Raw genomic sequence first — 15,051 nt, 5'->3', positions numbered from 1 at the left:
ATTGTTCTAGATCCATCATTCACTATCTTGTCGTTTTTTTACGACTAGATAGAAATATAGGAAATATTCGATCTTATGATGAGGCCTAAAATGGTATGGCTAGTTAAGATAGACTACATAAATATTAAGATATTATATGCGTTAGATATTAAGAATATTAGATATTTAAAGGTATTAGATATGATATAGATATATATATAGATATAACATCATTTACCCAGTACCTAAGCAAAAAAATACGCTTGTATACTGGAGTAGTCTTTAGCACAAAACTTCGAAATAGCTTTCATTTTTGTCGCTCTACCTAAAGCGGAAGTTAAGCCCGTTTTTCAATCTTTTTTCCTGTTTCTTTTTTTGTAGCCAGTTCGACCGCGAATTAAAATTTGTTTCTGGATGATGGCAGTATTCTTCCAGTATAAATCACGATGGATTAAGGCAAATAAGAGACTTGATGTATAACGTCGCGAACGTTTTTTTTCAATAAATTTTGACTGAAATGACCTCATGTACTCCATGATGTCGTCAATTTTTTTCACCTTGATTTCATCAATATTCAAATCTTTGGCCTTTTTATCCAGACGTAAATCCGTCTGATGCTTGAGCTTTTCAAACCAGCTTTCTGGTCCTGTTGATTCTATATATCGTTCATCCAGATAAAATGTCAGAGTCGCAATATATTTAATCTTTTGCTCATTGACCTGCTGAAAATTCCAATATCCAACGTACCCCATGAGCTCCTTATGTGTTTTATTAAAATGATCAATAGCACTTTTCAAAAGGGTATCGATTGATTTTAAAGATTGGGAATTTTGCACAGTAAATGTAAATTCTACATCTCGGTAAATATTTTGTTTATTTTCTAATTTGTTGACATAGCTATCAATCGCTAGAAATGATCTTTTTTTGACTCTCTCCTGCACCTTTAACCACTCTTCTAATGATTCAGTGTGAAACCGCCTGCTAGTCAGCAGGGTCTCTAATTTGGTAAAAGCACCTGAAGGCATCAAACGTTTTTCAACCAACCCTTTTATCTGCTCTTTGAACATTTTAAGGGGTAACGCCATAAGTTCCCGAATCTTCTGATGCAATGCGGTTTTATATACGCTAAAAGAATAGGCTGGAGAATATTGTTTTGGGACCATAAAAAATGCAGCGATAAAGCATAGAACTCGTGGCCCAATAAAATCAGCATACTGAAGTAATATTTGAATATTCTTTTGTTCTTGTAGCTCATCCTGTATTAAACCGCCCCAATCATTTTGTTTAATCTCATTTCCTTCAATCGTAACTGGATCTCTTTTCCAGACAGGTGCTAAAACTACTGCAACTTCCATCCGGATCATTGCAGATTTTAAAATCAGAAAATCCCGTCCGTATGACTGATCAATAGAGGGAATGTGTTCGTAACACAACCCAATATCCTTAATATCCTTTTGCAAAGGCTTAAACACGTTTTTTAATTTTAATGCTTGTAGGAGAGATTCGTTTTCCTGATGATGTTCCAATTTTTTTGGTTTTCTTGGAGTAATGGCTTTTTTAGATATTTCTCTAGGCTTATCGATACAGTGATACGGCTTCTCTTCACCCCAAATGGCCGTCCCTAAAAGTATTTGTAAGAGACTTGGTCCATTGGCAATATAAGCAAGTGTTGTTCTTATAAATTGTGCATAACTTAGCCCGTTTCTAGAAATAACCCCAGCTTGTAAAGCCTCTGTGCGATAAAGCTTAGTGTTGAGAAACTCTGCCGAAGGAAGCAAAGCTTGATTGTCTAAAGGATGACCACCAGTCTGTATCGCTTGCCAAACAGTAGCAATATTTTTATATAATTCAAAAATCGCTAAGCTTTTTAAGTTTTCAAAAACCACCACACAAAAGTAAAAAAATTGTCCATCAATACCATATTCAAGTTTATAAAAAAGACCTCGGTAGTGCCCCAGCTTTTCCATCTCACAACAAAGTTTTCTCAAAGCCGAATTTAAAAATTCAATTTGAATTTCACCATAAAGTTTAGGTGCAAATAAATTAACACAAAGTACTTTTACACTATTTTTTGAGGCGAACATTTGTTCAAATTTAGATTGTAAATTAGTGGTCCGTTTATCTCGTAACGCCCAAAAATCCGACTTAAAATTTTCAAAAACAGAAAAACTATTCTGCAAAAGATTTATTTTTCTTTTTTGATAGAATTCAGTAAATCTTTCTTTATCAGACTTAAATCTAATTTTTTCGTGCGATACCCAATAGAGTTGAAAAAGCGCTTTCGCATAATTGGAGTCAAGTATTACTTTAGCTATGCCATGACGTTGACCAAATAGCACAACATTTTTCGCCTGCACCTGCGACTCTGTCAGCTTTGCATCCAAAACAGACATTTCTTCTAGCTCAAAACGCTCTATTCCTTGTTTATATATTTCGTGTAAAAGGTCAAACAGATCTTGCTCTTCATTTCGTTCTAATTTCCCGTTATACACAAAACTTAAAATGAGTTTTTCAAACTGTACAACATTTTTCAGATAAGCCATTACAGAATAATATTCATCACGCAGCACCATCTGCTGCATGTTAATGGGCTCAATCTGCATCAGATAAAAATTCAAAAGAATTCTTATCTCTTGGATACGCTGCGTGTACTCAATATTCGATAGTTTCATCTAAAAACTTTCCCCCAAAGGCCCATTCTATCTACCATTTATCAATACAAATTAAAAAATAGCATATTTTTTCACAATCTATAATTCAAAAAACTCATCTCGTAAACCGCATTTTCAATACTTTTAATTAAAAGTTGAATCGCTTTATCAGTATAATCACACACCATATACACTCATTTTAAACAGATTTAAACATGAAACAATTAACTGTACTTCAGCTAAGCAAACAAACGGGACTATCCAGAACACAAATTTATTATTTAGCAAGTCAAAATAAAATCAATATAATCAATGGTAAAATAGATTTAAATGAAGCTATGCCAGCCATTATCGAGTTACTCGATAAAAAATCAAACAAAGATAAAGAAATAAACTATAAACAGATTTTAAACTTACTTATTTCACAAAATATCTTGCTACAAACGCAGCTAAACTTAGCTCATGAACGTGAAAAAATGTACCTTACTGAGTTTGCAAGATATCAACAGAATTTACCCTCAAAACCTGCCATACAACCGCCAATAGTCGAAGGTAATGCACAAGCAAAGCTAAAATGTAATGGTAATGAAAATATAGAGTCTCAAAATCAAATGGAATATAAAAGGGATAATCAAGCCCGATTAGAGTCATGTCAAAACATCAATAAAGTAACGAGCTCTGTAAATGAGGTTGAAAGCCACTCTAACTATACAGAATCTATCTATAATGCAATGACCTCACCCAAATCAGAAAGTGTGGATACTGGATGGATCAAACAAACAAAAGAAATGGTTGAGCAAAATCCTGATGCACTCATTGGCACACGTTTACCAAACCAAGATGAAAGAGAACAATTACTAAATCTAAAAAGACAAATAAAATCTACAGCCCAAGTAGCAAAAGTGGCAGTAAAAAAAGTTTCAATACCACTTACCGCTCGTAATCCGAACCGTAAACCAACAAATGAAACGAATGCAGAACAAGATGACCTCAAAAAAGAAGATCATCACAACTCGAAACAATGAGAACAGATACTAAAAGTAGGTATGCAGAACCTTTATGTTTAGGTTTGTACTGTAATAGACAACTTAAACTCAATTTACCAATTATCTAACGCCATCTGAATTATTCTTATTTTGATTAATCCAATCCAAAATTTTATGTGGGTTACAATGTGGGACAAAAGCATATGTAATAAAAAAGCCCTTGTAAATACAAGGGCTTAATTCAAAATTTGGCGGAAGCGGTGAGATTCGAACTCACGGAGGGCGTGAACCCTCGTCGGTTTTCAAGACCGGTGCATTAAACCGCTCTGCCACGCTTCCATGTGCAGAAGAATACTAAGCTTTTCCTGATTAGACAAGTAAAAGTTACGCTCAAAGCATTCAAATGCATAATGTTTCATCAAATCCTTAAAGTTTGGCTGCTAATTCAGCACCTTCACGGATTGCACGCTTAGCATCAAGCTCAGCAGCCAGTTTAGCACCACCAATAATATGATAATTTGCTAATGTTTTATCGCTTTCTTTCGGCATCAAATCTTTGACCGACTCCTGTCCCGCACAGACCACAATCGTATCTACACGCAACAATTGATCATGGCCATCCATTTCAACCCATAAGCCTTCATCAGTAACTGCTTTATATTGGACACCACGCATCATTTTTACAGCATGCTTTTTCAATTGAGCACGATGTACCCAGCCTGAGGTTTTTCCAAGACCAATACCAAGCGGTGTAGTCTTACGTTGCATCAAATATATTTCGCGAATCGGCGCATCGACTTGAGGTCGTTCCAAACCACCTTCACTCATATAATTTACGACAGGATCCACGCCCCATTCACGTTTCCACTCATTTAAATCTTGTGGCTGAGCTTGATGTTCAGGCTTGAGTAAATATTCAGATACGTCAAAACCTATCCCACCTGCGCCAATCACTGCAACTTTTTGACCGACAGCAGCGCCTTTTAAAACTTCTGCATAAGATAGTACTTGTGGTGCATCACTGCCTTGGATTTTCAAGGCACGAGGAATGACTCCTGTCGCAACGATCACTTCATCGAAACCTTCACGCTCAAGCTGTTCACGATTGACTTTGGTATTTAAACGCAGTTCTACACCTGTCTTTTCGATTTGTACTTTAAAATATCGAATCGTTTCATGGAATTCTTCTTTGCCAGGTACGACCTTAGCCAAATTGAACTGACCACCCACTTCATTTGCAGCTTCAAATAATGTCACTTGATGACCACGTTCTGCTGCCACGGTAGCTGCCGACATACCCGCAACACCACCACCAACAACCGCGATTTTTTTGACTTTTTTGGTTTTGATATAAACCAATTCAGTTTCATAAGCGGCACGTGGATTGACGAGGCAAGTCGCGCGTTTATTTTTAAAGGTATGATCTAAACATGCTTGGTTGCAGGCAATACACGTATTGATTTCATCAACACGATTGGTCGCGGTTTTATTTACCCAAAATGCATCAGCCAACAATGGTCGTGCCATTTGCACCATATCCGCTTTGCCTTCTGCCAAAATCTTTTCTGCAGTTTCAGGCATATTGATACGGTTAGACGCGATTACAGGAACACTGACATGTTTTTTAACTTCAGCAGTATAGTCAACAAATGCTGCACGAGGTACAGATGTTACGATGGTTGGAATACGTGCTTCATGCCAACCAATACCTGTATTGAGCAAAGTGATGCCAGCTTTTTCCAAAGCCTTGGCAACAATAATCACTTCATCCATGGTATTTCCGTCATGTACTAAATCCAGCATCGAAAGACGGAAACAGATAATAAATTTTTCACCCACTTTTTGACGAATTGCTTTTACGATTTCCACCGCAAAACGCATACGGTTTTCAATCTCACCGCCCCAGCGATCATCACGCTGATTGACATGGCGACTCAAAAACTGATTGAGTAAATAACCTTCTGAACCCATGATTTCCACGCCATCATAGCCAGCTTTTTGCGCTAGGCTTGCAGTGTGCGCATAGTCATCAATGGTCTGTAAAATATTTTTTTCACTCATTTGTCTTGGTTTAAATGGTGAAATAGGCGATTTAATCGGGCTTGCTGACACAACAAATGGTTGATAACCATAGCGTCCTGCATGCAAGATTTGCATTAAAATTTTTGCGCCATGCTTATGTACGGCATGAGTCACTAAACGATGCGGTGCAATATCACCCAAATGATTCATCGTTCCGCCTGCTGGCAATAACCAACCCTGACGATTTGGTGAAATTCCACCTGTAATAATAAGCCCTACACCACCTTTGGCACGTTCACCAAAATATGCAGCAAGTTTTGGATAATTATAAAATCTATCCTCCAATCCTGTATGCATAGATCCCATCACGACTCTATTTTTTATCGTCGTAAAACCTAAATGCAGGGGTTTAAGTATATTTGCATAGCTAGTTGTCATGATGAATCCTTTTAAGTTTGGCTTTGCAACTTGTTGCATTTACTTTAGCTTCTTTTGCAAAGTTTACGATGACTATTTGAATTATTTTCATGGTATGCATAGTCAATTTTTACAAAATATTAATTTTTGATTGTTTTAATGCTCTACAATAAATCTCAAAGCACCTCTCAGATTCGAAATATGCCACATCGAGTATTTTTGACGAGTTGCCCTTTTGACCACATGCCATTAGGCCATCTCAATCAATGGAAAGTTTTTGCGGAAGTCCCTCGTCCTGAGCTTGAAGCAAATAGTTTTTTGCCCATTTTATGGCTGATGATGTTTGAACAAGATCAAATTCAATGGGCACGTTTTATTGACGATTTTGACATTGATGATGAAAATGTTGCTGCTGAAAGGCAAAGCTGTTTGGAAAATTTTGGTACAGAAAGTGAATATCCCTATCTAATCACCGATACTGCATCTGCTTTACAACTCCTCAAGCAACGAAAAGCTGAGTTTTTACAAATTACAGGTGATCAATACACTGATATTTATCATGAATTTGAAATCATGGTCGAAAAATATTATCCAGACCATGTATTGCTACGCACATTAGGCTTACCCGATATCAATCAAGCTGAAAATTGGCTACAAAATAGTATGATTCCCTTAGAAGCTTTGGGAACAGGTCATTCATTACAAAAAAATCCAATATTTTGGAAACGCTTTTTAAATGATTTACATCAATATCCTCATGAAGTGCAGTATTTTCTGAGAGGTTATTCGAGAGCCAAGGCCAAAGTTTTTCCGCAAAGTTCTGAATTGCAACAAATAAGAGAACATCCATCACATATCCAAGACAGTCCTGCTTTTATTCCACAGTCTCTATTTTTACTTTTATTCTTGATATTAGGAATATTTGCAGCCATTGCAACCTATCTTTATTCTGCATCAATTATTTATAGTTTTATTGCGTTGATGGTTGTCGCTGGATTGTGTACGTATATTTTCATTCGGATCAATGAAATAAATCATGCGGACTGATCTGAAAATATTGATTTAAAAATAGATCAATCCATTTTTCACGATTTTAAAATTATTCCAAAAAATCATACTCAAAAAATAATATTCAAAAATTTTCTGCATAAAAAAGCCCGCACAAGGCGAGCTTTTCGAGCATGGCTATATCGTCATACAGCTTTAAATTACAAGCTGTAGTACATGTCAAACTCAACTGGGTGAGTAGTCGTGTTCAAACGACGAACTTCTTCAGTTTTAAGTTCGATATATGCTTCAAGCATTTCTTTAGTGAACACGCCACCTTTCAACAAGAAGTCATGATCCGCTTCAAGTGCTTCTAACGCCATTTCTAGGTTATGCGCAACTGTAGGGATTTTAGCTTCTTCTTCAGGAGGTAAGTCATAAAGGTTTTTGTCAGCAGCTTCACCTGGGTGGATCTTGTTTTGGATACCGTCAAGACCAGCCATCAACAATGCAGCAAAACCTAAGTATGGGTTCATCATTGGATCTGGGAAACGTGCTTCGATACGTTTGCCTTTAGGGCTTGAAACGTATGGAATACGAATAGAAGCAGAACGGTTACGCGCTGAGTAAGCAAGCATAATTGGTGCTTCGAAATGTGGAACTAAACGCTTGTACGAGTTTGTAGAAGGGTTAGTAATCGCATTCAATGCACGTGCGTGTTTGATTACACCGCCGATGAAATAAAGTGCCATTTCTGACAAACCTGCATATTCATCACCAGCAAACAAGTTCTTGCCATCTTTAGAGATAGACATATGAACGTGCATACCAGAACCGTTATCACCTACCATTGGTTTAGGCATAAAGGTTGCTGTTTTCGCGTATTGATGTGCAACGTTCCAAACTGCATATTTGAATTGTTGAACTTCGTCAGCTTTACGAACCATAGTGTTGAAGCTCACACCAATTTCTAATTGGCAAGAAGCAACTTCATGGTGATGTACTTCTACACGACCAGGACCCATGATGTCTTCGATTTTTGCACACATTTCTGCACGCATATCTTGTGAAGAATCTACAGGTGGAACTGGGAAGTAACCGCCTTTAACGCGTGGACGGTGACCAGAGTTACCTGCTTCATAGTCTTTACCTGTAGACCAAGCAGCTTCTTCAGCGATCAATGTATGACGAGCGCCAGACATGTCGATGTCCCATTTCACTTCATCAAAAACAAAGAATTCTGGTTCTGGACCAAAGAACGCTGTATCACCGATACCTGTAGATTTTAAATACTCTTCAGCACGGCGTGCGATTGAACGTGGGTCACGTTCATAACCTTGACCAGTCGATGGCTCAATAACGTCACAAGTCACGACAACAGTTGGCTCTGCAAAGAACGGGTCGATAAAACCTGTTTCAGCATCTGGACGTAAGATCATGTCAGAAGCTTCGATGCCTTTCCAACCTGCGATAGAAGAACCATCGAACATTTTACCATCTTCGAATGTATCTTCATCGATAGAGTCAGATGGGTAAGTAACGTGTTGCTCTTTACCCTTAGTATCAGTAAAGCGAAAATCGACCCATTTTGCGCCACTTTCTTGTATGAGTTGAAGGACCTTGTTCGCCATGCTCATTTTGCTCCAATGAATTTTTGTTGCACTTGCTACGTGCGTGTTAGTAGTTGGTCGTTACTAAGCAAATCCCGTACCAACTTTTCAAACAAAAGCTAAAATATTGAATTCTATATAACAAATAAATCAATACTGGCTGTTGTTTGCACCTATTATACTGTGTGCAACTTTAAATGCACCATATTCAGACATCGTCTTAAGCTTTTAAACAAAAACATATTTAGACTGCTCTAAAATGGTGCATATTTTTATAAAAACGCCTTTTACGCCTATTAATAGAGCATAATTGGCATTTTAAATAATTTTAGCTGATCAATTTCACAAAATTGCTAAGTTTGGCAATTTTGTGTTTGCACTATGTTTCAGCACAACATGTCTTTTTTTATAGCTTAAAAAAATCACATCTTCATGAAAATCGTCTAAATTTTAGATGTAAAGCATCCTGCTGAAAAATATAACGATAAATTTCAACTGCTGAAAACTAAAATTCAAATGAAGATTCAATACCCGGTAGTATATTAGACTTTTCATTATTAAGAGATATCAATAGATTAAATAATGCATCTATTGATCATTTTTTAAATCAATTTTCATTTTTACATAAATTATATACACTCTTATCCATAATTTTTTTTTATATTAAGCAAAACTAAAAGTTTGTTTTATTTTTTTCAACTTTCATTTTCAAGGATTTGAAGATGCAACAACATGATTTAGAAACACAGAATCAGGCTTTTTTAGGTCATCCCAAACCATTAAAAAGTTTATTTTTCACAGAGCTTTGGGAACGTTTTTCTTATTATGGCATTCGCCCTCTCCTCATTTTATATATGTCCGCTATGGTTGCAAATGGCGGCTTAGGCCTAGACCGTCCTACGGCAGCAGCCATTGTTGGTTTATTTGCAGGTTCTATGTACCTGATGACCGTGCTCGGTGGCTGGGTCGCAGATAACTGGCTAGGTCAAGCCAAATCTGTTTGGTACGGTTCGATGATTATTGCATTAGGGCATTTATCAATTGCGCTGACCAACATTATTGATCATTTTTTCTTTTATTTTGGCTTAGTGCTGATCGTTATTGGTTCAGGTCTGTTTAAAACCTGTATTTCGGTGATCGTCGGTACGCTCTATAAAGAAAAAGATGTGCGGCGTGATGCAGGCTTTTCGATTTTTTATATGGGGATCAATATCGGATCATTTATTGCCCCACTGATTACAGGCCTGCTGATCAAAGATAATGGCTGGCATCTCGGTTTTGGTATCGGCGGAATCGGTATGCTTATCGCACTTCTCATTTTCCGTTTCTCTGCGATTCCATCACTTAGACAGTTCAATACATTGCGTGGTCAAGAAAATACTTGGAATAAACCTGTCGTCATCAATACAAAAGCACCTAAAATCGTATTTGGATTTCTTGCTCTCGTTGCTGCACTCGTTGCTCTGACTGCTTTTGGTGTCATTACGATCCATCCTGTGGCTGTTGTGACATATTTAACCATGAGTATTTGTATCTGCATCGTGGTTTATTTTGCTTATTTATTATTGTTTATGCATTTAAATCAGCAGGAAAAGTTCCAAATCATCATTTGTTTTATCTTGCTTGTTGCAGCAGCTCTATTTTGGTCTGCCTTTGAACAAAAGCCGACTTCATTTAACTTATTTGCCAATGATTTTACGCAACGTCATTTCTTTGGTTTTGAAATCCCGACCGTGTGGTTCCAGTCGATCAATGCCCTCTTTATTATCATTTTCGCGCCAATTGCAGCATGGCTTTGGGTCAAATTGGGCAAAAAAAATAAAGATCCAAGCTATATTTCCAAATTTATCATTGCGCTCGTTCTGGCAGCTTCAGGATTTTTAGTTATGGCATTTGCCAGCACTTTGGTGGCAAAAGGCAATGGTGATCTGGTTTCTCCACTGTGGATCGTGACAAGTTTATTGTTATTAACATTAGGCGAGCTTTGTTTAAGTCCGGTCGGTTTATCCACCATGACCAAACTTGCACCGACTGTGATTCGCGGACAGATCATGGGGTTGTGGTTTACGGCTTCTGCACTAGGCAACCTTATGGCAGGTCTGATTGGTGGACATGTTTCAGCCAATGAAATTGACAATTTGCCGACATTATTCATGCGCTGCGTGATTGCGCTCGCGATTGGTGCTATCGTTTTATGGCTATTAAAAGCCCCAATCAAAAGACTGATGAATAAAACCGAGTCTGTCTCACCTCAATCGAATATGGAAACATTATGAGTTTTTTAAGCGTACCTGAAAAGTTACAACAACTTCGTGCATTGATGCACACTCAAAATATGACCGCGTATATTGTATTGAGTGCTGATCCGCACATGTCAGAATATCTCCCAGAATATTGGAAAATGAGGCAGTGGTTGTCTGGATTTACAGGTTCTGTAGGCACACTGGTGATTACTCAGGATTTTGCAGGGCTATGGGTCGATGGACGCTATTGGGTGCAAGCAGAGCAACAACTCAAAAATACGGGCATCACTTTACAAAAGCTGACCCAAGACCCGAGTTCAAATCATTTAGCATGGCTTGAAAATAACATTGCTGCAAAACAAAGCGTTTGTGTAAATGGACAGACGATTTCAGTCGCTCAGTTTCAAGCGCTTGAACAACTTGCGAAACGAAAAGATTTTCAAATCAATACCCAACTCGATCTGATCAGTCAAATCTGGCAAGATCAGCCTGCTCTGCCATCCAAAACTATCTATATCATGGATGATGAAATCAATGCTTTATCACGTAAAGAAAAAATTGAAATTATCCGTGAAAAATTAAATGAAAAGTCAGTTTCTTCACACTTTATATCTGCACTCGATGATATCGCATGGATCTTAAATAGCCGTGGACAAGATGTAGATTATAATCCTGTATTTTTAGCTCATCTCTTTATCAATCAAGAGCAAGTTGTACTGTTTATAGATCAACAAAAACTAGATACCGAAGTTCGTAAACAATTCCATGATGATGGGATACAGATCAAAGACTATCAAGATACAGCTTTGTATTTAATGCAGATTTCTGAACAAAGTCTGTTACTGGATCCGAGTAAAGTGTCTATTTTTCATGAACAATCGATTTCTAAACAAAGTCAGATCATGCATGACATCAATCCAAGTACATTACTCAAATCACGTAAACAAGACAGTGAAATCGCACATATTCGCCACGCCATGCAAAAAGATGGTGTTGCGCTATGTCATTTCTTTCATTGGTTAGAAAATGCATTAGCCAATCAAGAAAGTATCTCTGAATTGACCATTGATGAAAAAATCACAGGCTTCCGCCAGCAACAACAAGGGTTCATTGGTTTAAGTTTTTCAACCATTGCAGGCTTTAATGAAAATGGTGCATTGCCACATTATCGTGCAACGCCTGAGCATTATTCACAAATCACGGGAAATGGACTGTTATTAATAGACTCTGGAGCTCAATATCGTGACGGTACAACCGATATTACCCGTGTTGTTCCAATTGGACAGCCAAGTCAGGACCAAAAACGTGATTATACCTTGGTACTAAAATGTCATATTGCGCTGGCTCAAGCGGTCTTTCCTGAAGGAATAGCTGCACAGTTACTAGACTCGATCTGCCGCCAGCCTCTGTGGCAATACGGTTTAGATTATCGGCATGGCACAGGTCACGGCGTTGGTTTTGCGCTCAATGTGCATGAAGGTCCACAGGTTTTATCGTATTATGCACCGATACATGCTTATTCAAAAATGCATAAAGGCATGATCGTATCGAACGAACCGGGACTATATCACGAAGGGAAATATGGCATTCGAATCGAAAATCTAGTGGTTAATCGTACTAAACAATTCGATGATGGCACTGATAGTGTATCTTCAAATTATGGTGAATTTTTAGAATTTGAGACACTAACACTGTGTCCAATCAACCGCGAATGTATTGTGCCCGAGATACTAGATCAATCTGAAAAAGCTTGGTTAAATCAATATCATGCCACTGTGCGTGAACGTTTATCACCCTCTCTCTCTGGTGAGGTTTTGGAATGGTTGATCCACAATACTGAAGCTGTGATTTAGTATAAATACCTTAAACACAAGTTTAATGTATTCAAATCATCTAATACTTTAAATCAGTTCAAGAAAATACCATACCTTTCAATAAGAGGGAGAGGAAAGGTATGGAAGCTTGATCTACTAAGCTCAAAGTTAAGCAAAATATATTTCAAACTTTACAGCAGTTATCTTAAAAAAACTTTTTGAAACTTTAATGTCAAAATCCTATTTTTATTTCAAGGTAGAAAAAAATTGAATTTTAATCAGCAAGATTAAAATAGACGATTAGCAGCTTCTGATTTTAAAGGTTTAAAATTTGAAGATGATCTCACCATTTTCTACATTTTGTTTCTGATCTACTTATTTAGCTAACAAGCTAATTTAGTTATATAAAGTTAACACCCCGAATAATATGCCAATACTTTTCAGCTTGAGGAGTATACTCCTCAAGGTTTTTAAAGAATTTTAATAATTGATATATAAGTGAGTTTAACGTGACTTAGATCGTGTCGATATAAGTTTCTTATCTACACTCGCAAATGCACGTACCAGATCAGGTTGAGTACCGACCACAGTTGAGTCACTAACTCGCCCTTCAGATCCCTTTAATGTAGTCCCTGTACTTGCTAAAATTGTTCGAACTTCACGCGGCGTTAAGGTCAGCCTTCTTGCCTTTGCATAACCAGACAAACTAGCAGCTGCCCCAGCAATAATTGGGTTTGCTGATGATGTACCTGCAAAAGACTTAGTATATTGATCATTATCACCACCATTATATAAATCTGCAGCTACATTATTTGATGTGGTTGAGACGACATCCCAACAGCCCCAACTTGCAGAAGTAACACTTTTTCCGTATGTAGAAAAACTGGCTTTTTGACCATCCTTAGCACAGAGTGCACCAGCAATGATTGCCCCTGAATCACGAAAACTTCGGTCAAATTTTCTATTAAAACTAGCCATATCTAAATTAACGTTAGAATTACCAGCTGCTTGAATGACTATAATTCCCTTATCTGTCAAAGTTTTGATCGCATCATACCAAGCAGGTTGATATTCCATTGGTACTAAACACTGTTTATCGCAACCGGCTATACCAGTTGCAGGGACTTGCATACCCACCTGTATAACATCACCAGCTTGTAAAGCATCACCAGCTTCAATAATAGATGGTAGAGAACTGTCAAAATGATTTGCTAATAGATGACCAAAACGTGCTTTATTTGCTATACCAGTCACTCCAAAACCATTATCTTTTGCTCCCATAATTCCTACTGATTTGGTATCGTGATAATTGATCGCTGGGGGAGTACCAAAATCTCGAAAAGATGCAGGAAGATCACTATGATTAGTATTCCAGTGATAAGATTCAGCTGAAATAATAGTGATATTTTCACCTTGAGCACCGACATTATAGCGAACATTCTGCCAATTTATTCCTCCCAAAACATAACCTTGGGGAGCTTGTGTCGGTGCATTTAGATAATATTGTTGAGAAGTAAAATCTGGTGTTCTTTGGGAAGTCGCTGCTCGAGGACTCGATGCTGATCTCTGAGCAACACCTTCCGATAATGGCACAGGATCTGTCGTTGGATAGACCAATTCAATGTCTGAGTGTTTAGCTAAATTTTTCAAGAGATTGTTAATGTAGACACTATCCGACCGTTTATCTGCTGGAAGTTTGATGTGATGATAACGCTGCAGACCATTTGGATCATCATCAACATTCAGTGATCTAGTTTGTGCTTTAGATTTAAAAAGCTTCTCTGATACGATTAACTTTCCGTTTTGATCGACTAAATTGTTTGAATTTACAGTTCTGTAATTCCTCCCACCCGTCTTATTATACTTGATGACAATGGCAGGATATGACTGACCATTCTGAGCATAATAATCCACATTGCCCGCTTGAGAGATAGCTGGCAATCCGAAAATGGATGTGAGTAAAAAAGCACTATGTTTTAGTTTCATTATATGTACCCTTCAATAAATTTAAAAAAATAGACTACATATGGTTTTGTTAGTAATTAATTAAATATTAAACATATACAGTATTTTATTAAGACTAAAAATTTTATATTTCAACGAGATCACCGAGAGAGCATTGATTTCTGGATAAAATAAAATTATTTAATAAATCTTAATAATCCTTAAAATTATATTCAAATAATGAAGCTTTTGTTAAATTTAGTATTACTTTTACTTAATAATTATTAACAAATATTTCGATCAAAAGATCAGCAAAAAACAGGATTTATCACGTTAAAAATAATTTAATTACAGATTGGAGCTGTAGATATCTCAAATTGGTTGCAACGTGAGGAGTA

General features: G+C 37.2%; 8 protein-coding genes and 1 tRNA gene. 4 read left to right on the top strand and 5 right to left on the bottom strand.

Annotation, left to right across the window (positions count from 1 at the left end):
* Positions 1-329: 329 nt before the first annotated feature.
* Positions 330-2,651 carry a hypothetical protein gene (locus F960_RS05230; protein WP_035372892.1) on the bottom strand — a complete coding sequence of 774 codons (2,322 nt, stop codon included), beginning with the start codon at positions 2,649-2,651 and terminating at the stop codon, positions 330-332.
* A gap of 194 nt (positions 2,652-2,845) precedes the next feature.
* Between F960_RS05230 and F960_RS05225 the strand changes: the two genes are divergently transcribed.
* Positions 2,846-3,655: a hypothetical protein gene (locus tag F960_RS05225; RefSeq protein ID WP_004859372.1), complete on the top strand. Its 810-nt coding sequence runs from the start codon at positions 2,846-2,848 to the stop codon at positions 3,653-3,655.
* 210 nt (positions 3,656-3,865) lie between these two features.
* On the opposite strand, the gene F960_RS05220 is transcribed toward F960_RS05225, so the two are convergent.
* Both F960_RS05220 and F960_RS05215 read right to left on the bottom strand, forming a co-directional pair.
* Positions 3,866-3,955: transfer RNA gene (locus F960_RS05220), tRNA-Ser, on the bottom strand.
* An 87-nt stretch (positions 3,956-4,042) separates the two neighbouring features.
* Positions 4,043-6,076, bottom strand: coding sequence for an NADPH-dependent 2,4-dienoyl-CoA reductase (locus F960_RS05215; protein WP_004859370.1), 2,034 nt, complete (start codon positions 6,074-6,076; stop codon positions 4,043-4,045).
* Positions 6,077-6,214: 138 nt separating this feature from the next.
* On the opposite strand from F960_RS05215, the gene F960_RS21440 reads away from it, so the two are divergent.
* Entirely contained in the window at positions 6,215-7,102 is an 888-nt protein-coding gene (locus tag F960_RS21440; protein ID WP_004859367.1) for a hypothetical protein, read from the top strand.
* A 161-nt stretch (positions 7,103-7,263) separates the two neighbouring features.
* Here the strand turns inward: F960_RS21440 and glnA are convergent, their stop codons facing one another.
* Positions 7,264-8,679 carry a type I glutamate--ammonia ligase gene (glnA, locus tag F960_RS05205; protein WP_020846470.1) on the bottom strand — a complete coding sequence of 472 codons (1,416 nt, stop codon included), beginning with the start codon at positions 8,677-8,679 and terminating at the stop codon, positions 7,264-7,266.
* Between the two features lie 677 nt (positions 8,680-9,356).
* Between glnA and F960_RS05200 the strand changes: the two genes are divergently transcribed.
* Both F960_RS05200 and F960_RS05195 read left to right on the top strand, forming a co-directional pair.
* Complete coding sequence (locus tag F960_RS05200; RefSeq protein ID WP_085945814.1) at positions 9,357-10,928, top strand: peptide MFS transporter; 1,572 nt, start codon at positions 9,357-9,359, stop codon at positions 10,926-10,928.
* Positions 10,925-12,748 (top strand): aminopeptidase P family protein, encoded by a 1,824-nt coding sequence (locus F960_RS05195; protein ID WP_004859358.1) that lies wholly within the window; start codon positions 10,925-10,927, stop codon positions 12,746-12,748. Before F960_RS05200 ends, F960_RS05195 begins: the two co-directional genes overlap by 4 nt.
* Before the next feature lie 465 nt (positions 12,749-13,213).
* Here F960_RS05195 and F960_RS05190 read toward each other — a convergent pair whose 3' ends face one another.
* Entirely contained in the window at positions 13,214-14,695 is a 1,482-nt protein-coding gene (locus tag F960_RS05190; protein ID WP_004859355.1) for a S8 family serine peptidase, read from the bottom strand.
* Positions 14,696-15,051: the final 356 nt, after the last annotated feature.

It is taken from the genome of Acinetobacter gerneri DSM 14967 = CIP 107464 = MTCC 9824 (genome assembly GCF_000368565.1).
Classification (GTDB): Bacteria; Pseudomonadota; Gammaproteobacteria; order Pseudomonadales; family Moraxellaceae; genus Acinetobacter; species Acinetobacter gerneri.
Note: the sequence above shows the minus strand (reverse complement) of the source record. Positions and strands in the feature narration are given on the sequence as shown.